Origin of the sequence: Commensalibacter oyaizuii (genome assembly GCF_029953265.1) — a bacterium.
GTDB classification, from domain to species: Bacteria; Pseudomonadota; Alphaproteobacteria; order Acetobacterales; family Acetobacteraceae; genus Commensalibacter; species Commensalibacter oyaizuii.
Genome location: NZ_JASBAO010000001.1, coordinates 1,059,876 through 1,081,594 on the forward strand (window position 1 = coordinate 1,059,876; position 21,719 = coordinate 1,081,594).

14 protein-coding genes are annotated in these 21,719 nt (G+C 40.8%); all 14 read right to left on the reverse strand.

The features are described 5' to 3' along the window. Complete coding sequence (gene rpsJ / locus QJV27_RS04710) at positions 1-309, reverse strand: 30S ribosomal protein S10 (protein WP_110438407.1); 309 nt, start codon at positions 307-309, stop codon at positions 1-3. Between the two features lie 108 nt (positions 310-417). Beyond that, positions 418-1,608, reverse strand: coding sequence for an elongation factor Tu (gene tuf, locus QJV27_RS04715; RefSeq protein ID WP_281447818.1), 1,191 nt, complete (start codon positions 1,606-1,608; stop codon positions 418-420). A 66-nt stretch (positions 1,609-1,674) separates the two neighbouring features. Then, positions 1,675-2,151 carry a 30S ribosomal protein S7 gene (gene rpsG, locus QJV27_RS04720; RefSeq protein WP_281447819.1) on the reverse strand — a complete coding sequence of 159 codons (477 nt, stop codon included), beginning with the start codon at positions 2,149-2,151 and terminating at the stop codon, positions 1,675-1,677. A 15-nt stretch (positions 2,152-2,166) separates the two neighbouring features. After that, entirely contained in the window at positions 2,167-2,538 is a 372-nt protein-coding gene (gene rpsL / locus QJV27_RS04725; RefSeq protein ID WP_003621118.1) for a 30S ribosomal protein S12, read from the reverse strand. A 388-nt stretch (positions 2,539-2,926) separates the two neighbouring features. After that, entirely contained in the window at positions 2,927-7,165 is a 4,239-nt protein-coding gene (gene rpoC, locus QJV27_RS04730; protein WP_281447820.1) for a DNA-directed RNA polymerase subunit beta', read from the reverse strand. 81 nt (positions 7,166-7,246) lie between these two features. Continuing rightward, complete coding sequence (gene rpoB, locus QJV27_RS04735) at positions 7,247-11,419, reverse strand: DNA-directed RNA polymerase subunit beta (RefSeq protein WP_281447821.1); 4,173 nt, start codon at positions 11,417-11,419, stop codon at positions 7,247-7,249. 278 nt (positions 11,420-11,697) lie between these two features. After that, on the reverse strand, positions 11,698-12,072 hold the full coding sequence (rplL, locus tag QJV27_RS04740) for a 50S ribosomal protein L7/L12 (protein WP_281447822.1): 375 nt from the start codon (positions 12,070-12,072) through the stop codon (positions 11,698-11,700). 89 nt (positions 12,073-12,161) lie between these two features. After that, positions 12,162-12,680, reverse strand: a complete 519-nt coding sequence (rplJ, locus tag QJV27_RS04745; protein ID WP_281447823.1) for a 50S ribosomal protein L10 — start codon at positions 12,678-12,680, stop codon at positions 12,162-12,164. A 280-nt stretch (positions 12,681-12,960) separates the two neighbouring features. After that, a complete protein-coding gene (rplA, locus tag QJV27_RS04750; protein ID WP_281447824.1) occupies positions 12,961-13,656 on the reverse strand; it encodes a 50S ribosomal protein L1 in 696 nt (231 codons plus the stop codon). A 3-nt stretch (positions 13,657-13,659) separates the two neighbouring features. Next, entirely contained in the window at positions 13,660-14,094 is a 435-nt protein-coding gene (rplK, locus tag QJV27_RS04755; protein ID WP_281447825.1) for a 50S ribosomal protein L11, read from the reverse strand. A 175-nt stretch (positions 14,095-14,269) separates the two neighbouring features. After that, positions 14,270-15,523, reverse strand: coding sequence for a polysaccharide pyruvyl transferase family protein (locus QJV27_RS04760; protein ID WP_281447826.1), 1,254 nt, complete (start codon positions 15,521-15,523; stop codon positions 14,270-14,272). Positions 15,524-15,578: 55 nt separating this feature from the next. Beyond that, the gene (locus QJV27_RS04765) at positions 15,579-17,147 is read right to left on the reverse strand and encodes an efflux transporter outer membrane subunit (RefSeq protein WP_281447827.1); all 1,569 of its coding nucleotides are present in this window, start codon (positions 17,145-17,147) and stop codon (positions 15,579-15,581) included. Then, positions 17,144-18,394 (reverse strand): efflux RND transporter periplasmic adaptor subunit, encoded by a 1,251-nt coding sequence (locus tag QJV27_RS04770; RefSeq protein ID WP_281447828.1) that lies wholly within the window; start codon positions 18,392-18,394, stop codon positions 17,144-17,146. Before QJV27_RS04770 ends, QJV27_RS04765 begins: the two co-directional genes overlap by 4 nt. After that, the gene (locus tag QJV27_RS04775) at positions 18,394-21,549 is read right to left on the reverse strand and encodes an efflux RND transporter permease subunit (protein ID WP_281447829.1); all 3,156 of its coding nucleotides are present in this window, start codon (positions 21,547-21,549) and stop codon (positions 18,394-18,396) included. The genes QJV27_RS04770 and QJV27_RS04775 overlap by 1 nt, the downstream gene beginning before the upstream one ends. Positions 21,550-21,719 lie beyond the last annotated feature (170 nt).

Consider the following 21,719-nt stretch of genomic DNA (forward strand, 5'->3'; position numbering starts at 1 on the left):
TTATAGCTTAATCTCGACATCCACGCCAGCGGCGAGGTCAAGTTTCATTAGAGCATCCACGGTCTGCGGGTTGGGCTCAACAATATCTAACAAACGTCGGTGCGTTCTGATTTCGAACTGCTCACGACTCTTCTTATCAATATGGGGTGAACGATTAACCGTGAATCGTTCAATATGCGTTGGCAGAGGAATTGGTCCTCGTACCTGTGCCCCCGTACGCTTCGCTGTATTTACAATTTCTCTGGTGCTGTTGTCAAGCACTCGATAATCATAAGCTTTAAGGCGAATACGGATATTTTGGCTTTCCATCTTCTATTTGCCTAATCTGAATAACGGATCTAAAAAGCCAGATCCTAAATAGCAACAAGATTCCCAGCCAAATTCTTGACTGGGAATCCGAACTTAAACACTACGGAATTATTCGGTGATTTTAGAAACCACACCAGCTCCAACTGTACGTCCACCTTCACGAATAGCAAAACGTAGACCTTCATCCATAGCAATAGGAGCAATCAGCTCTACATCCATTGCAGCATTATCGCCAGGCATAACCATTTCTACACCTTCTGGAAGATGCACAACACCTGTTACGTCAGTTGTACGGAAATAGAACTGAGGGCGATAATTGGTAAAGAATGGTGTATGACGTCCACCTTCTTCTTTAGTAAGAATATAAGCTTCAGCTTTAAACTTATTATGTGGCTTAATGGTTCCTGGTTTAGCAAGAACTTGACCACGTTCAACATCTTCGCGCTTTGTACCACGAAGAAGTGCACCGATATTATCCCCAGCTTCCCCACGATCAAGAAGCTTACGGAACATTTCAACACCAGTAACCGTTGTTTTTGTTGTAGGGCGAATACCTACAATTTCAACTTCTTCACCAACGTTAACTTCACCACGTTCAACACGGCCTGTAACAACGGTACCACGACCAGAAATTGAGAACACATCTTCAATTGGCATCAAGAAAGGACGATCAACTGGACGTTCTGGTTGAGGAATATATTCATCAACAGCATTCATAAGATCAAGAATACGGTTTTTACCTAATTCAGCATCACCATCTTCAAGAGCTACTAATGCAGAACCTTTAATGATGGGAATATCGTCACCAGGGAAATCATATGAAGAAAGCAATTCACGAATTTCCATTTCAACCAATTCAAGAAGTTCTGGATCGTCTACTTGGTCACATTTATTCATGAAAACAACAAGAGCAGGAACGCCAACCTGACGTGCCAGCAAAATGTGTTCACGAGTTTGAGGCATTGGACCATCTGCCGCAGACACAACAAGAATTGCACCATCCATCTGAGCAGCACCAGTGATCATGTTTTTAACGTAGTCAGCGTGGCCCGGACAGTCAACGTGAGCATAGTGACGTTTGTCAGTTTGATACTCAACGTGGGCTGTTGAAATGGTAATACCACGAGCACGTTCTTCAGGTGCTTTATCGATCATATCATATGCAGTGAATTCTGCACCACCAGCTTCTGCCAATACTTTTGTAATCGCAGCAGTTAGTGTTGTTTTACCATGGTCAACGTGACCAATAGTTCCAATATTACAGTGCGGCTTATTCCGCTCAAATTTAGCCTTTGCCATTTTCTCTCTCCGTTAACTTGGACTAGACCAAGAAATTCGCTTAAAAGATTAATAAAAATCTTTTACCTACCAGCGATAGTGACTGAATGCTTTATTAGCTTCAGCCATACGATGTGTATCTTCTCGTTTTTTTACTGCTGATCCACGATTATTAACCGCATCCAACAATTCGTTCGATAGTCTTTCTTCCATGGTGTTTTCACCACGTTTACGAGACGCATCAATCAACCAACGAATTGCCAAAGCTTGACGTCGGTCTGCACGAACTTCAACAGGCACCTGATAAGTTGCACCACCTACACGGCGAGAGCGAACTTCAACAGCTGGCTTTACATTATCCAAAGCCTCATGGAACAGGCGCACAGGATCTGCAGATTCACCGCCACGGGCACGTAATGTTTCCAGTGCTCCGTAAACGATTTTTTCAGCAACTGATTTTTTTCCATCATACATCAACGCATTCATAAAACGCGTGATGACCACATCACCAAACTTTGGATCGGGAAGTATCTCACGCTTAACTGCGCGGTGTCGGCGACTCATGCCTATTATTCCTCATTATTTTGGACGTTTAGCACCATACAAAGAACGACGTTGACGTCGCTTTGCAATACCTTGTGTATCCAGGACACCACGTAAAATATGATAACGCACACCTGGTAAATCTTTAACACGCCCGCCGCGTATCAAGACCACACTATGTTCTTGCAAGTTATGACCTTCACCAGGAATATAACTCACCACCTCGTAACCGTTTGTCAGACGTACCTTTGCAACTTTACGCAATGCTGAGTTCGGTTTTTTAGGTGTTGTTGTATAAACACGAGTACATACCCCTCGTTTTTGCGGACATCCCTGCAAGGCAGGAACCTTATTGCGCTTGGCTGCAGGTTCGCGGCCTTTAGCGATTAATTGGTTAATGGTCGGCATTCGCCTTTCCCGATCCTTACTATTACTAGGTTAAGCAATATAAACTTACTTAACGGTCATTTACAACAATTGATACCTAATTTGCATTAGATATTACTCATTCTCAATACATCTAGTCTGCTATTTTGCAAAGCTTTTTTATTTTGCCAATAGTTTACAGACATATTGTTCTCAACAAACATTAATGCTTGTTTTAACAATAACCCTACCGATTTGCAAGGTAAAATTTGCGTATCGCAAAATCAGTGCAAACCCGTTAAGGCTTCGTTTTCAAACAAAGCATTTTATTTCCGCCAAAAGACGAAAAAGTCCCGTATTTTCATAAATTGGATGGATATGCTCCATCCAATTTGTATTAGAATCGCTCTTTTATAACGTATTTCTACATTTATGTCACGTCTTGTGTTTCACTTTCCTGGGAAACTGTTAAAGAGTCGACGGATTCTTGTGGTTGAATATGTTTACGCGCATCAGCCAATCTCTGCTTATCACGAGAATAAGCCAAGGCACGATAACGATTCATCACACTTCCTGTTCCTGCTGGAATTAATCGTCCGACAATGACATTTTCCTTTAATCCCATTAATGTATCAACTTTTCCTGCAGAAGCAGCCTCAGTTAATACACGTGTGGTTTCTTGGAAGGAAGCTGCAGAAATAAATGATTTTGTCTGCAGAGCCGCTTTGGTTATACCTTGTAAAACAGGCGATGCAACTGCAGGACGTTCACCAGCATTCATCCTCTTGGTATTCTCGTGCTCGAATTCAAGGCGATCGACTGTTTCACCAACTAGATATGTTGTGTCACCTGGATCTGTAATTTCGACTTTCTGCAACATTTGACGAACGATAACTTCAATATGCTTGTCATTAATTTTTACCCCTTGGAGACGATACACGCTTTGAATTTCGTCAATCAAATAGTCGGACAAAGCCTCTACCCCTAACACTTTCAAAATGTCATGAGGGACACGTGGCCCATCAACCAGCGGGTCGCCTTTACGAACAAAGTCACCTTCTTGTACAGAAATATGCTTTCCTTTAGGAATTAAATATTCTGTTTCAACATCAGTGTCTTCGTTACGAACAATGATACGACGTTTGGCTTTATAATCTTTGCCAAATTCAACAACACCATCATTCTCTGCGATAATTGCATGGTCTTTTGGGCGACGAGCTTCAAACAATTCAGCAACGCGAGGTAGCCCCCCCGTAATATCTCGTGTTTTAGAACCTTCCCTTGGGATACGTGCCAATACATCACCTGCATTAACCTGCACACCATTTTCGACAGAAAGTAACGAATCCGGAGATAAGAAGTAGCGCGCGTCATTCCCGTTCGCAAGCTTCATCACTTCGCCATTTGCATCTTGCAGTTGCAATCTTGGTCTAAGGTCACGGGATTTGCTGGTTTGTTTGTAATCAACCACAACTTTGGAAGACAACCCTGTGACTTCATCCATACGTTCAACCAATGTAATCCCTTCAATCAGATCTTGATATTCGATCACACCTGATTTTTCAGTAATAATTGGTAGGGTATACGGATCCCATTCAGCCATCTTCTGGTTACGTGTAACTTGTGCGCCATTTTTGACCAATAATCTTGCACCATAAGGAACACGATAATGTGCACGTTCAGTGTTGTTTTCATCCAGTAAAATGATTTCGCAATTCCTGGACATCACAATATCAAAACCTTGACTGTTTTGAACAACATTCAAGTTTACAATTTTAATCGTACCATCACGAGATGCCTCCACCATTGATTGCTCTGCCCCTCTTTGAGCAGCACCACCAATATGGAATGTACGCATGGTCAACTGTGTTCCTGGCTCACCAATTGATTGGGCAGCAATAACTCCAACGGCTTCACCGATATTAACTGGCGTTCCACGAGACAAGTCACGACCATAACAGTGCGCACAAACACCAACTTGGCTGTCGCATGTCAGGACAGAACGAATCATAACGCTTTCAACACCAGCTTTCTCGATAGCTTCTGCTTCCGCTTCTTCGACCAAAGTATTGCGAGGATATAAAACGGTCCCTGATGCAGGATGTAAAACATCTGCAGCCAAAGTCCGCCCCAAGATGCGTTCAGACAAGGATGAAATAACTTCACCACCATCCATTACCGCACGAGCAACCAACCCACGTTCGGTTCCGCAATCTTGATCAATAATGATGCAATCTTGTGCAACGTCGACCAAACGACGTGTCAAATATCCAGAGTTCGCTGTTTTTAACGCAGTATCGGCAAGACCTTTTCGTGCACCGTGAGTAGAAGTAAAATAATCAAGAACAGACAAACCTTCTTTAAAGTTTGCAATAATTGGCTGTTCAATAATTTCACCTGACGGCTTTGCCATCAACCCACGCATACCAGCAAGCTGTTTCATCTGAGCTGGAGACCCACGGGCCCCAGAATGGCTCATCATCCAAACAGAATTAATACGCTGACCAGGTTCAACCTTTGAAATCTCTTTCATCATGGCGGCTTGAACTTCATCAGTACAACGTGACCAAGCATCTACCACTTTGTTATAACGTTCACCTGCTGTGATTAAACCATCTTGATATTGTTGCTCAAATTCTTTGACTTCTGCTGTCGTTTTTTCAACTAATTCTTTCTTAGCATCAGGAATGATCATATCATCCTTACCAAAAGAAATACCAGCACGAGCAGCATAAGAAAATCCAAGACCCATCATACGATCGGCGAAAATCACACACTCTTTTTGACCACAATGACGATAAACCATATCAATAATGTCAGAAATAGATTTCTTTGTTAATTGTTGGTTAATCAGATCAAAGCTAATCGCAGGATGTTTTGGTAAAATCTGAGCAATTAACATTCGCCCTGGCGTTGTAATCACACGTTGCAGAATTTCATTACCCTCTGCATCTTTGGTTGTGTAACGTGTACGAATTTTATCGTGCAAGCTAATAGCTTTTACAGCCAAAGCGTGTTCTATTTCGCCAATATTTGCAAAAACAGGTGCGCCTTCTTTAACCAAGCGTCCTTCTGCATCATATTCTGCTTGATCGGGTGTCAATTTAAATTCAGGCACATCCAAACTAAGATAATAAAGTCCCAACACGATATCTTGTGAAGGCACAATAATTGGCTTACCGCTGGCTGGGCTAAGAATATTATTCGTTGACATCATCAAAACACGTGCTTCTAATTGAGCTTCGAGGCTCAACGGCACGTGAACAGCCATTTGGTCACCGTCAAAATCAGCATTAAATGCCGTACAAACCAATGGATGCAACTGGATAGCCTTACCTTCAACCAACACAGGTTCGAAGGCTTGAATACCCAAACGGTGCAATGTAGGCGCACGGTTTAACATCACAGGGTGTTCGCGGATGACCTCTTCAATGATATCCCAGACTTCTGGACGTTCTTTTTCAACCATACGCTTTGCAGCTTTAATCGTGGTTGCATGTCCGTATTTTTCAAGTTTAGAATAAATGAAAGGTTTGAACAGCTCTAACGCCATTTTTTTTGGCAAGCCACATTGATGTAGTTTTAATTCAGGTCCAACCACAATAACAGAACGACCTGAGTAATCCACACGTTTACCAAGCAAGTTCTGACGGAAACGCCCCTGTTTCCCCTTTAGCATATCCGCCAAAGATTTTAACGGACGTTTATTCGCCCCTGTAATTGCACGACCTCTGCGCCCATTATCAAATAACGCGTCTACAGATTCCTGCAACATACGTTTTTCGTTACGAATAATAATATCAGGTGCACGTAGTTCCATCAACCGTTTCAAACGATTATTACGGTTGATTACACGACGATATAAATCATTCAAGTCAGAGGTCGCAAAGCGACCACCATCCAAAGGCACCAATGGACGTAATTCTGGTGGAATAACAGGAACAACATCCATAATCATCCATTCTGGACGACATCCGCTGTCTGCAAACGCTTCAACCAATTTTAAACGTTTAACCAGTTTTTTGCGTTTAACTTCGGATGTTGTTTCTTTTAATTCAGCACGTAAATCGACTTTCTCAATATCGCAATCGATATTAATTAAAATCTTTTTTACAGCTTCTGCACCAATACTGATCTCAACACCTTCATGACCATATTCTTCCATGGCATCAAGATATTGCTCTTCAGTTAGTAAACTATACTGCTTTAAAGGAGATGTTCCAGGCTCTAAAACAACATAATTTTCAAAGTATAAAACGCGTTCCAAATCTTTTAAGGTCATATCGACCATTAGACCAATACGACTTGGTAAAGATTTCAAAAACCAAATATGTGCGACCGGGCTTGCAAGCTCGATATGTCCCATACGTTCGCGACGTACTTTTGCCAATGTAACTTCAACGCCACATTTTTCACAAACAATACCACGAAACTTCATCCGTTTGTATTTGCCGCACAAACATTCATAATCTTTGATAGGCCCAAAAATACGGGCACAAAATAGTCCGTCTCGTTCTGGTTTAAATGTACGATAATTTATGGTCTCTGGTTTTTTAACTTCACCATAAGACCACGACCGTATTTGCTCAGACGAGGCTAATTGAATTTTAATTTGATCAAACGTCATTGCTTGGCCTGATTGACCAAGAATTTTCATTAGTTCATTCATTCGCCTAAAACCCTTTTGGGGAGAGAGGTGCTATTAATATAGCACCTCTTAAAGATAACACTTACAACCTAAAACAAACGATCATTCAACGTTTTGTTCTAGCTCAACATTTAAACCGAGCGATTTCAGTTCTTTAATCAACACATTAAAGCTTTCTGGAATACCAGCTTCAAAATCATCTTGATCCTTGACAATGGCTTCATAAACTTTTGTTCGACCTGAAACGTCATCGGATTTTACCGTTAACATTTCCTGAAGTGTATACGCTGCGCCATAAGCTTCCAATGCCCAAACTTCCATTTCCCCAAAACGCTGACCACCAAATTGGGCTTTACCGCCCAATGGCTGTTGCGTAACCAAAGAATACGGACCGATTGAACGTGCGTGGATCTTGTCATCAACCAAGTGATGTAATTTCAACATGTAGATATAACCAACCGTGACAGGACGTTCAAAAACCTCACCTGTTCGGCCATCAATCAATGTGCTTTGCCCAGAAGGATTCAATCCAGCTTGCGTTAACATACCTTCAATATCTGGAATACTAGCACCGTCAAATACTGGCGTCATGATAGATACCCCTTTACGGATATCCTGACAGAATTCAATCAGCTCGTTTTCATCAAGGGTCGCGATTTTTTCATTAAAAATCTGATCACCATAAATTTGTTTCAAACGATCTAACAATTCCTGCTTACGCTCTCCTTGACGCATATATTGATCAACCACTTGACTGACTTGTTTACCAACATTGGCACAAGCCCACCCCAAATGTGTTTCTAGAATCTGACCAACATTCATACGTGAAGGCACACCCAAAGGATTTAACACGAGATCAACGGAAGTTCCATCTTCAAGAAAAGGCATATCTTCTACAGGAACAACACGGGAAACGACCCCTTTGTTACCATGACGGCCAGCCATTTTATCCCCAGGTTGCAACTTGCGTTTTACAGCAATGAAAACTTTAACCATTTTCATTACACCTGGTGGCAATTCATCACCGCGCTGTAGCTTCTCAACTTTATTGTTAAAACGGGCTTGAACACCAGCAACTTCACGATCAAAATCGCGTTTTACGGCTTCAATATTTGCCATGACTGCATCATCAGCCACAACAATATTACGCCACGCTCCCTTAGGATGTTCCGCCAATACTTCTGATGTCAACACGGTTCCAGAAGAAATCCCCTTAAATCCGACACCAGCAGTTTGATTTAACAAATTCTCTCTGAGACGGTTGTAAAAAGAACGTTCTTGAATAGCCAACTCGTCATCACGGTCCTTACTTAACCGTTCGATTTCAGCACGTTCAATCGCCATAGCACGTTCATCTTTGTCAATACCACGACGAGAGAACACACGAACATCAACAATCGTACCACTGGTCCCAGGAGGAAGTTTTAAAGAAGTATCCCGAACATCAGAGGCTTTTTCACCAAAGATAGAACGAAGTAGTTTTTCTTCTGGAGTCATTGGACTTTCACCCTTAGGGGTGATTTTACCAACTAGAATATCTCCAGGATTTACCTCAGCACCAATATAGACGATACCTGCCTCGTCAAGGTTACGCAGCGCTTCTTCGCCAACATTTGGAATATCACGAGTAATTTCCTCTTGACCCAACTTAGTATCACGCGCCATCACTTCGAATTCCTCAATATGAATTGAGGTAAAAACGTCATCACGAGCAATACGTTCGGAAATCAAAATTGAATCTTCGAAATTATACCCATTCCAAGGCATAAATGCGACCAATACGTTGCGCCCCAATGCCAATTCGCCTAACTCGGTTGATGGACCATCGGCAATAATATCACCTGCGTTAATATGATCACCAACATAAACCAACGGACGTTGGTTGATACAAGTTGATTGATTCGAACGCGTATACTTACGAAGGCGATAGATATCGACACCTTGCGTTGCACCATTTTCATCAGTTGCTCGCACAACAATACGTGCACCATCAATTTGGTCTACAACACCACCACGTTTTGCAACGATCGTTGCACCAGAATCACGAGCCACAGCAGCTTCCATCCCAGTACCCACTAATGGTGCATCAGAGCGAATCAAGGGTACTGCCTGACGTTGCATGTTTGATCCCATCAATGCACGGTTTGCATCGTCATTTTCAAGGAACGGGATCAAAGCAGCAGCAACCGATACCAATTGTTTTGGCGATACGTCGCAAGCAGTAACATCTTCAGGTTTTACAAGATGAAAGTCCCCGCTTTTACGAACAGACACTAAATCATCCGTTAGATTGCCATCAGCATCTTGCTTTGCATCAGCCTGTGCCACGATCAATTTATCTTCTTCCATTGCAGAGAGATATTTCCATCCATCTTGCAACTTGCCATCTTGCACCAAGCGATAAGGAGTTTCGATAAACCCGTATTTATTTACCTTAGCATAAGTTGATAAAGAGTTGATCAACCCAATATTCGGACCTTCAGGGGTTTCAATCGGACAAATACGACCATAGTGTGTTGGATGAACGTCACGAACTTCAAACCCCGCACGTTCGCGGGTTAATCCACCTGGACCCAAAGCAGATAAACGACGTTTATGCGTCACTTCTGATAATGGATTTGTTTGATCCATAAATTGTGAAAGCTGAGAAGACCCAAAGAATTCGCGTACCGCTGCAACAGCAGGTTTAGCATTAATCAGATCATGAGGCATGACCGTATCAATATCAACAGACCCCATACGTTCACGAATTGCACGTTCCATTCTCAATAACCCAAGGCGATATTGATTTTCCATCAATTCACCCACGGAACGCACACGACGGTTTCCTAAGTTGTCAATGTCATCGACACTGCCATGACCGTCTTTCAATTCACACATAATCTTAATTGTGCGTAAAATATCGATTTTGCGTAATACACGAATGGTATCTTCTGCTTCGACACCCAAACGCATATTCATTTTTACACGACCAACGGCGGACAAATCGTAACGATCATAATCAAAGAATAGACCGTGCAACAAAGATTCAGCAGTTTCAGCAGTTGGAGGTTCACCAGGACGCATGACCCGATAAATATCCACCAAAGCATCATCTCTAGAGGTATTTTTATCCGTTACCAACGTGTTTCGAATCCAAGGACCTGTCGCGTTGTCAATTGCCAACGTTGGAATTTCATCTAACTTTAATGACTCTAAAATATCAAGCGTTGCCTCGGTTAGCTCTTCGCCTGCCTCGGCATAGATTTCGCCTGTATTTTCGTTAACTAAGTCATGTGCAAAATAACGACCGACCAAATCTTCACGACGAACCAAGACACGTTGCGTTTTTTCAGCAATTTTACGAACAGTGCGCGCTGTTAATTTTACATTTACATCGGCAACAACTTTCCCTGTATCAGCATCTACCAAAGGTGCCAATAATTTCATATTACGGAAAGCTTCTGACTCGAAATCACGCGCCCAACCACCATCAACCTTTTTAAAGGTTACAGTATTATAAAAATAAGAAAGAATTTCATCATCATCCATTCCGCGCACAGGAACGGAATCTATATCACCACCCTCTTTTACTTTTGCATCACGTAAAGCAATAGAGTTTGCACCTTCAAGTGCGTATAATAATGTTGTAACTGGAAATTTACGTTTGCGATCAATACGAACATAAATTAAATCTTTACTGTCAAATTCGAAATCCAACCAAGAACCGCGATATGGAATAATTCTGGCTGTAAATAAAAACTTGCCCGAAGCGTGCGTTTTTCCACCATCATGGTCAAAAAACACCCCTGGACTACGGTGCATTTGTGATACAATAACGCGTTCAGTACCATTCACAATGAAAGTACCATTTTCCGTCATTAAGGGCATATCACCCATATAAACGGGTTGCTCTTTAATATCACGAATGGAACGTGACCCTGTATCTTCGTCAATATCCCAAACAATCAAACGAAGGACAACCTTTAACGGTGCCGCGTAGGTCAATCCACGCTGAAGACATTCTTCAACATCATATTTCGGTTCTTCAAATTCGTAATTTACAAATTCGAGACGGCCATTACCTGCAAAATCATTGATTGGAAAAACTGAACGAAATACTTCTTCCAATCCTGTTAATGTACGGTTCTCTGGCTTTACATCGCGCTGTAAAAAAGCCTCATAACTCGCCCGCTGCACATCAATAAGATTTGGCATCGGTGCGATCTCTGGAATCCGTCCAAAATTTTTGCGAATGCGCTTGCGTCCCGTGAACGATTTGCTTACCGCGTTCATCGTGTATTGTGCCCCATCGCCTGTTGCCTGATATATTCGCTTACTTTATTTAAAATCAGCAAAACAAATAATCTGGCTAATGATAACTACATGTAATCCTGACTATATCAAGATTACGCCCACCCCTAAACTATATAGGGAATCTATACATATTTTAGGTCACTTAAAGAATTTTCTCTTTAACGACCAAGCAGGCGGATACCCAAATATGGGTTCCGCCCTGCCAAAATCAAACCGAACAGTATGAAGAAAGCCCCACCACTGTTTGATTTACAATCTTATTTAAGTTCGATTGTAGCACCTTGCTCTTCAAGAGTTTTCTTGATTTTTTCAGCTTCATCTTTACTTACGCCTTCTTTAAGAGTTTTTGGCGCACCTTCAACCATATCTTTAGCTTCTTTCAAGCCAAGACCTGTGATTGCACGAACTTCTTTAATGACGTTAATTTTTTTGTCACCAGATTTAGCAAGAATTACATCAAATTCTGTTTTTTCTTCAGCAGCGGCACCGCCAGCAGCTGGTGCAGCAGCTGCAACAGCAACAGGAGCAGCAGCAGAAACGCCCCATTTTTCTTCTAATAATTTAGAAAGCTCAGCAGCTTCCAAAACAGTCAATGCAGATAATTCTTCAACAATTTTAGCTAAATCAGCCATGATATCTATCCTATTTATATACTAATAAGTGGCTCAACACAAGCCCATTGAAACATTCAACAGACCAATAAATATTAAAACGCTTAGTCCTAAGCCGCTTCACCTTTGTCCGCATAAGCGCCAAAAACCCGTGCCAATTGTCCAGCAGGAGCTTGAACAACACCAGCAATACGTGTAGCAGGTGTAGAGATAAGCCCAACCAGCTGTGCACGCAAGACATCCAATGAAGGCAATTCAGCAAGAGCTTTAACTTGATTTAAATCAAGCATTTGCCCATCTAAATTACCACCAAGAATTTCCAGTTTATCATTGGTTTTGGCGAACTCGACGGCTACTTTCGCAACTGAAACTGGATCTTGTGCCCATGCAAGAGCAGTAGGTCCAGTTAACAATGGGGTAATAGCTTCGAATGGGGTACCTTTAGCGGCGAGGGTGACCAAGCGGTTTTTTCCAACTCTGTAAGTTGCACCAGCAGCGCGCATACGACGACGCAATTCTGTAACAGCAGCAACGTCCAATCCTTTGTTACGTGTAACAACGAGCATTGACGTATTTGCGAAAACAGATGCCATGGAAGCAACAAACGCTTGTTTTTCCGTGCGGTCCAAATCCCGTCTCCATTTTGATCAGTCAAAAAAAAATGACTTTTCAGGTTGCCATTTAAGTTATATCCATAAAGATATAACTCGGTTCGCCTGTCCTAAACGGTATCACTAGCACATAAACAGATTACTAAAACCTATAATATACCAGCCCCGCCTCCCGTTCGCAGCAATAAATACTTTTAAAATAAAATTACGCACGGTCTTGGACAGGTTGGGGCAAATTAAACTTGCCCCGTATATACGTTATTTTATACAATAAAACAACGATAACTCAAATATCATATTATCCAGCGTTAACACTAGAAACATCAACTTCAACACCAGGACCCATCGTAGAAGAAAGATAAATCTTCTTCATATAGGTACCTTTAACACCTGTAGGACGTGCTTTTTGCACTGCATCCACGAATGCACGGATATTTTCACGAAGATTGTCAGCGTTAAAAGATGCTTTACCAACACCAGCATGGACAACACCGCCTTTTTCAGCACGGTATTCCACCTGACCTGATTTAGCAGCTTGTACAGCCCCTTTAACATCCATGGTTACGGTTCCTAATTTAGGATTTGGCATCAGACCACGTGGCCCAAGAACCTTACCCAAACGACCAACCAAAGCCATCATATCAGGGGTTGCAATACAGCGATCAAAATCAATTTGACCAGCTTGAATTTTTTCAGCTAAATCCTCATCACCAACAACATCGGCACCAGCTTCTTTTGCTTCTTCAGCTTTTGGTCCACGAGCAAAAACACCAACGCGCAATGTTTTACCTGTTCCATGAGGAAGAGACATCAATCCACGAACCATTTGGTCAGCATAACGAGGATCTACACCCAAGTTGATTGCAATTTCGATCGTTTCATCAAATTTTGCTTTAGCATTTCCAAGGACTAGTGCAATTGCTTCTTGTAGAGAATAAACTTTATTCCGTTCCAAAGTAGCTTGAGCCGCAGCAAGACGTTTATTTTTAGCCATGTCTTAAGACTCCTCTACTTTCAAGCCCATTGAACGTGCAGAACCAACCAACATGCGAACTGCACCATCGACATCATTCGCATTCATGTCCTTCATTTTTTCAGCAGCAATTTCACGCAATTGACTCATTTTAACAGTACCAACTGTTGCACCTTTACCAATTACAGACGCCCCTTTGGAAAGCTTGGCTGCTTTCAACAAGAAATAAGTGTTAGGGGGTGTTTTGGTAATAAAGCTAAATGTACGATCTGCATATGCTGTAATCACCACAGGAATTGGCATTCCTGGCTCAAGATTTTGCGTTGCAGCATTGAATTCTTTACAGAATTGCATAATATTCAAACCACGTTGCCCCAATGCTGGACCAACTGGTGGGGATGGATTTGCCTTCCCCGCAGGAATTTGTAATTTAATGTAGCCAACAATCTTTTTGGCCATATCCGGGTCTCCTTAAAATTTTCTACCCAGACCGCGGTTCACACGAAAACCCCAAGGAAACATCCCTTAATGATTAGAGTATTCTCCCGCGTTCCGATTAAGAACTTGTTTATTTGCTTTCTTTTTAAGATTTTGTCAAGTCTTTTAAACTTTTTTTATGTAAAATTTTAATTACTTATAACACCGACGGGGCATCAATCGTCTTTATTAAATCAACAACGAAGTCCATATTAAAACTATCATCTATGGTTCCACCAATTTTTTGTAATAAGGAGTCTCTAAAAGCAATCTTTTTACTCATATAAAATTTTCTGACTGTTTCATTATAAGAAGATGATAACTCAATTAGATAAGATATTTTCTCTGAATCCAAAAAAATATTTGTGGCTTCATCAAGATTACATACTTTCCATAAGCTTCCCATGATATTTACAGAATTATGCTTAACGTCGTAGTAGTGATGATTGGACACAGCAATCCCTTTGCATCCCCATAATGATGCAATAAGGTGAAAGTGATAGCGGCTTGTAATATAAAAACTATGTTTATTGACTGGCAACCCCTGTTCGATTAGGGCGTAATGATCAATATTAGTCACCGTCATACCAAACGATTGAATTCTGTCCAATGTTGCTTGATCTTGAATTTTAACATCGTCTTCCATAGCGGAAATGATTTTAATGTTTTTAATGTTTTTATTTATATATACAGATAAACAATCGTCTGATAAAATCTTGTCAAGAAAACCGTATCCTTCAAATAAGTCATTTTGTAAACAAATTACGATCGACGGATCGTCTTCCTCATTTACCAATATATTTTTATCCGCACAAAAAGCCAAAAGAACATCATCGCCAGAAAAACTGATCGCAGATGAATTGCAAAGTGATGATAATAAATTAAAACTTTCCTTATCTCTGACATCAAGATCTATAAAATATTCCAATAATTTAAGAAGATTATGATTCTTGGGATCGCAAGGTAATACCCCTAAACCAGAAGCAAATACAGGAATTTTAGCTTCTAAACCCACCAATAAAGAAGAAATGATCAAACCATAATTATGTTTCCATAAAGAATTTAGATAACCGCCCCCAAAAAGATGAATGGATTCCGTTTCAAATTCCCTTAAATTTTTAGCAATTAATTTGATCGTTTTTTTATAATGATCGATATCCCGAATGGCTACTTTGCTTCCAGTATAATCAAAATATCCAACCGTACTATAAATACTTTGTAACTCTGACGCAACATGAACATTTTGCACGCGACTTTGATCAATACATTTTTTTAAATTTCTGCCTGGACCATCACAAAATATTATTCTGTCATGCAAAACCTGTTGATAATTATCAATCCAAACACGCATTATTGCTTCATCACCAAAATTGGGATGTCCAACGGATCCAACCAGTAAACATGACTTCATACAATGATATCCCTTTTGAAATAATATTATTTTATATTATATTAAACATATTATCCTATTCATCGTTTTTAAGATTATAACTTGATGATTGTTCTTTTTGCTCATACCCAGGGAATTGATGAGCGTTTCTAAGATTCTGATATTGAAATACCCCCACAGATTCTAAATTCTTTGCGGGCAATTCCTTTATATCCCAACCCCCACCTAATGCCCGAATTAATCCAACCGAGGCCTGCATCAAACTGGTTTTTGTCTCAACCTCTGCAATTCGGGCTGTTAAAGCAGCATTTTGGGCAGTCACAACATCTAGATAATTCGTTAACCCCCCCGTATATAAAGACATGGCCATACTTTGCGTACGTAATGCAGCATTTACAGCCTCTTTATTTTGTTGCAACTTTGTGGTCATTCTTTGGGTTAAGGTTAAATTATCTGCAACTTCTTTAAATGCATTCAATACAACAGAACGATAATTATCCTCTGTCTGACGATATTGTGACCAGCTTCTTTGCAATGTTGCCCTACGCAGACCACCTTGAAACAAGGGCAACGTGGCTTGGACAGCTGCAGACCACATACTGTTGGGCATATTAGCCAATCCAAAGCCTTTATCCTGAAATCCGCCAACCGCATTAATTGTAATATCAGGATAAAAAGCAGCTTTTGATACGCCAATTGCACGATTAGCAGCAGCCATTTGACGTTCAGCACTGGCAATGTCAGGTCGGCGCTGTAATAAACTGGACGGAATACCCAAAGGCACCTTAGGCACCCTCATCGCTTCATTTGACTTTATAGGGGCAATATGAAAACCCATTGGTACTTTGTTAACCAAAATTGCAATAGCATGCTCAGTAATATCGCGTTGTGCTTGCACCTCTGTTTGTTGTGCTTTAGTCATCTCCAACTGATTCTCGGCCCTTGAAACATCAATCCCCGCGGCAATTGCCCCCATTTGGCGCATACGCGTTACATCAACCGCGGCTTCGTAATATTGAATGGACTCTTTTAAAACTTCGTTTTGCGCATCATATCCCCGCAAAATCATATAATGTCGTGCCAAATCTGCCTGTAAACTTAATTTAGCAGACTGATAATCTGCAGCACTAACCTGTGCTAAACTGCGTTGCATTTTGATTTGATTGCGAATGCGCCCCCACAAATCAATTTCCCATAATGCAGCCCCCTGATATTCTGTATTGGTTTCAGTAATAGGTCCATTACTAGTAGAGCTTCGAAATAAACGGTTTTCAGATTGTTTATATTTCCCCCCACCTGCTTGCAAATTTAATTGAGGATATAATTGTGACTTAACCTCGCTTAAAATTGCTCTGCTTTGCATAAAAGTTTCAGCCGCAGCCTGCAAATCAGGATTATTTTGATTAAGCTGTTCTTCTAACTGATTTAACACAGGATCATTAAATACTGTCCACCAAGTGCCTTTTGGAATTTCATCTGCTGGATTAGCAGGAAAAAAAGGTTTTGTTCCCTGCCAACTATCGGGCAATGCAAATTGAACAGGCTTATATTTGGGTGCAAGATCACAAGCTGATAATAATAAACAACTTGTGACTAAACAGACGGTTGCTTTTTTATATTTGTTGTAAGTATAATTAGAAATCATTGTTGCACCTCGCTCGGTTGCACAGCATTCTTTTTCAATGATTCATTTTCATGTTTGGATGTAACATGTTCACTATTTTGGAAATCATCATTATAACCTGGCGTGCTGTCCACAACCTTCACCAATTGCCCATCCAACAACCCTGCCGAAGGATTATTAACAATCCTATCTGTCTTACTAATCCCTGACAAAATTTGAACTGACTTTCCTAGATTATTTCCCAATTGAACATTGTGCATGCGAACACGATTATCAGGGCCAACAACGGCGACCTGCATTCCTTGGGCCCTGAAAATCAAAGCTTGTTCTGGAATAATCAGAATATCTGGATCTGCTGGGGCGATAAAATGCACCTGTACAAATGTTCCTGGCCATAACAAGTGCGATGCATTATCTACGGTTAACTCTGTCGTAACAGTCCGTGTTGTTGTGTTAAAAGCGCGCGCTGAAGTCAAATAGTTCGCTTTGAAAATTTTACCAGGATACTGAATAGTTGTTAATTCAACATTTAATCCAGGCTTGAGAATAGAAGCATAATCTTGAGGAACATCAACAAATACCCGCAAACGCTGAATATCTGCAACCGTAAATAATTCTGTTGCCTTACCATGACGACTTAGATCACCATTATCATTTACGAAATCACCAATATCAGTCAAACGTGAAGTCACAACACCAGAAAAAGGGGCGCGAATATTTTTAAAACCTTGTAATGCCTCATATCGTGCTACGTCGTGACTAGCTGCATCAACCAACGCCTGTTGTACTTTGGCGTTTGCAGCTTGAACATCAACCTCTTGCTGAGAAACCGCCTTTGTTCCTGATAAAGCTTGCCATCGCTTTGCAGTAACTTTGGCCAATTGATATTTTGTTTGCGCAACCTTTAAATTTGCCTTGGCAGCTTGATATTGTGCGTCCAGCCCAGGTGTATCGATTGTTGCTAGCAAATCACCAGCCTTAACGTCAGCACCATAATCCTTATACCATCGCTGCACGTATCCGGAAACTTGTGCGTAAATTGGTGCTTGGTACCAGGCGGTCACGTTCCCTGGTAATGTTAGATTTCTTACCGAAGGGCCCGTCTGGGGGTGAATATATTGCACCCTTGGGATTGAATCCTCTTTTGCCTGTTTTGTTAACTCATGCACATGCTGTTGGCGTTGGATAATTTCAAACCCTGTATAAACAACTACCCCAATAATCACCACACCAAAAATCGTTTTTGTTTTTTTAGAAAAGCCCGACATTACACGGTTTCCTTTTTTTGATTTTTTCGATGATACACCACGGCAAATATACATGGAACAAATAACAAGGTTGCAATCGTTGCAATCGTTAATCCACCCATAACGGCTCGTCCTAAAGGTGCATTTTGTGTATTGCTAAGTGACATGGGCAACATCCCAATTACCATGGCAGAGGCTGTCATAATCACAGGACGAATACGACCATATCCAGCCTCTAACGCTGCCAAAATTGCATCTCCATGTTCAGCCAATCGTTCACGTGCATAAGATACAACCAAAATAGAATTGGCGGTTGCAGTCCCCATACACATAATTGCCCCTGTCAACGCTGGCACAGATAACGAACCATGGGTCAAAAACAAGCTCCAAGCAATACCAGCCAAAGCACCAGGTAAAGCTGTAATAATAATAAAAGGATCCAACCAAGACTGAAAATTAACAACAATAATCAGGTAGACCAACAAAATTGACATAGCTAGCCCACCCAGCAACTGACCATACGCATCGTACATTGTTGTTGCCTGCCCTCGTATTGCCAAGGTTGATCCTCTGGGTAATTGCGGGGTAACGTCTTTAACAATTTGCTTTACATCTTTGGTCACCGCCCCTAGATCACGTCCTTCGTTACTGGCGTAAATTTCAAAAACAGGCATAATATTGTAATGTGATATTTCACCCCCAGTGCCTGTTTGAGAAATATGGCTTAACGCACCCAATATTTGCGTTTTTGTTTTTCCTGATGCCCCATCAGGGCCATTGATGGGAATAGTTTCCAGATCATTCATAGTTTGCAAATTTGACTGTGGGGTTTGTATATTCACCAAATGTGATACGCCCGTTTTCGTATCCAACCAATAAGTTGGGGCGACTTGACCACTACCTGATAAAGTTGCCAAGGCATTATTTGCAATATCAGATTCTGTAAGTCCTGTATTTAATGCAAAAGTACGACGTGTGTTAATCATCAATGTCGGCGTTGTAACCGTTTGCTGTACTCTGACATCTGCAATACCAGGGATACGTTTTAATTTGGATGCTACATGTTTAGCAAACTCGTAATTACTGGATAAATTACGACCAACAATTTGCACATTAATCGGAGCAGGCAATCCAAAATTCAAAATTTTTGCTGTAATATCACCAGGCATAAAGGCAAAATCTGTCCCTGGAAATTTATCCCTTAACCCGTTTCTTAAGATGCGTCGATACTCTGAAATAGGGGATTCAGGATTATTTAACGAAATAGTCATATCACAATCTTGGGATCCAATTGTTGGTGTGGCGATAAATGCTTGATTTAAACTACTAAATGGCAGTCCACAATTATTCACTATTCCCTTGACCTGACCTGGAAGCAACCGTTCAATTTCTTGATTAACTAAATAGGATATTTTACCTGTTTCTTCGATACGCGTTCCTAAAGGGGCACGCATGTGCAGGTCTAACTCTGCTGATTTAATCTCGGGGAAAAAATCTTCCCCGATAAAATATAATAATCCCATAGATAAGACAGAAAAAGACAAGAAAATAATGATAAAACGTTTTCGTATAGACAACAAATGCGCCAATAAATTTTTATAACGCTGTCTGAACCGCTCAAACCCCGCATCAAAACGATCCAGACCTTGCTGAAACCAAGATTTTTTACGATCATGATTGGCGTGTTCTGCAATTTGCGCAGGCAGCAAATAATAAGCCATCGTTGGAACCAAAGTTCGTGATAAAATAAAAGAGGCTAACATCGCAAATATAATTGCTTCTGCCATGGGCATGAATAACCATCCACCAACCCCTGTTAATTCGAATAATGGGAACCACACAATACAAATGCATAATGTTGCTACAAAAGTCGGAATAACAATCTGATTGGCAGCATCAATAATGGCAGTATATAGATCTTTTCCCATTTCGATGTGCGTATCAATATTTTCGATCATCACGGTGGCATCATCCACCAAAATTCCAACTGCTAATGCCAATCCGCCCAGTGTCATCACATTAATTGTTTGCCCCATAAGTTCCAACCCAATTAAAGCTGATAAAATAGCCAACGGAATAGATGTCGCAATAATTAACGTAGAACGCCACGATCCCAAAAATAAAATAACTACAATGCTGGTTAACAATCCCGCCGTAATCATTTCATGAACCACGTCATGCACAGATTCTTTTACAAATGTCGATGCATCAGAAATAACCTCTACCTTTACCCCTGGGGGCAACGTTTTTTGAACTTGCGGTAATAGTTTTTTTATGCCAGAGACCACACTTAATGTGGATACATTCCCAGTCTTCATCACGACCATTAAAATGGCTTTATGTCCCTTAACCAAAACCAAGTTGGTTTGGGGTGGTCCCCCCCGATGCACCCATGCCACATCTCGTAAATAAACCGTGGCGTTTCCAACCTGTTTGATTGGAATATTATTAAATTCTTCCACTGCTCGAGGGGTGGCATTTGTTTGCACCATAAAGTCAATCGCCCCAATTTTTTGATCACCAGCAGGTAAAACAATATTTTGTTGGCTCAATGCATTACCAATATCTGTAGCGGTTAATCCATGGGCTAATAAACGTGTTTGATTTAAATCAACCTGCACATAACTAGATACCCCACCATAAGGCGATGGTAACGCCGCCCCAGCGACAGATACCAACGATGGGCGAATAAGATTAGAGGCCATGTCATATAGCTGCGAACCTGTCAGCGTATCTGAAGAAACTTTTAGCATTAATACTGGAATTGAAGAAGCATTATAGCTCAATATTAATGGGGGCGTAATCCCCCTTGGCATTTGCTTTAAAACCGTCTGAGAGACTGAAGTAATCTGCGTTTGTGCTTCTGCGACATTTGTCCCAGGTTGAAAGAAGATTTTAACGATACCCCGCCCGTAAAATGAATTACTTTCGATATGCTCGATATTATCAACGGTTGAAGTTAACGCTCGCTCATAATAATATACAACCCGTCCAGACATGTCCTCGGGCATCAATCCTGTATAATTCCAAACCACTGCAACAACTGGTATTTTAATATCAGGGAAAATGTCTGTTGGGGTACGAAAAATCGATAAAATACCGAAAATTAAAATTAAAATAGCTAATACAACAAATGTATACGGGCGTTTTAATGCCGTAATAACGATCGCATTCACGTTACTAAATGCTCCATTTCTTTAATCTTTAAATATAAACATAATTTTTTAATAGTATAGCTCTTTTAATCTATTGAACCTTAAAGGTAAAACATAAAAAAACATTAACAAATATGACGACTTCTTGATCAAAAGTAACCATTAAATCTGGTCCACGACAATCTTTTTAA

Excerpts from the sequence above, each read along its gene's own strand:
- rpoB (WP_281447821.1), bottom strand. The coding sequence starts at position 11,419 with ATGAACGCGGTAAGCAAATCGTTCACGGGACGCAAGCGCATTCGCAAA.
- rpsL (WP_003621118.1), bottom strand. The coding sequence starts at position 2,538 with ATGCCGACCATTAACCAATTAATCGCTAAAGGCCGCGAACCTGCAGCC.
- tuf (WP_281447818.1), bottom strand. The coding sequence starts at position 1,608 with ATGGCAAAGGCTAAATTTGAGCGGAATAAGCCGCACTGTAATATTGGA.
- rplK (WP_281447825.1), bottom strand. The coding sequence starts at position 14,094 with ATGGCCAAAAAGATTGTTGGCTACATTAAATTACAAATTCCTGCGGGG.
- rplA (WP_281447824.1), bottom strand. The coding sequence starts at position 13,656 with ATGGCTAAAAATAAACGTCTTGCTGCGGCTCAAGCTACTTTGGAACGG.
- rpsG (WP_281447819.1), bottom strand. The coding sequence starts at position 2,151 with ATGAGTCGCCGACACCGCGCAGTTAAGCGTGAGATACTTCCCGATCCA.
- QJV27_RS04760 (WP_281447826.1), bottom strand. The coding sequence starts at position 15,523 with ATGAAGTCATGTTTACTGGTTGGATCCGTTGGACATCCCAATTTTGGT.
- QJV27_RS04765 (WP_281447827.1), bottom strand. The coding sequence starts at position 17,147 with ATGATTTCTAATTATACTTACAACAAATATAAAAAAGCAACCGTCTGT.
- rpoC (WP_281447820.1), bottom strand. The coding sequence starts at position 7,165 with ATGAATGAACTAATGAAAATTCTTGGTCAATCAGGCCAAGCAATGACG.
- rplL (WP_281447822.1), bottom strand. The coding sequence starts at position 12,072 with ATGGCTGATTTAGCTAAAATTGTTGAAGAATTATCTGCATTGACTGTT.
- QJV27_RS04770 (WP_281447828.1), bottom strand. The coding sequence starts at position 18,394 with ATGTCGGGCTTTTCTAAAAAAACAAAAACGATTTTTGGTGTGGTGATT.
- rpsJ (WP_110438407.1), bottom strand. The coding sequence starts at position 309 with ATGGAAAGCCAAAATATCCGTATTCGCCTTAAAGCTTATGATTATCGA.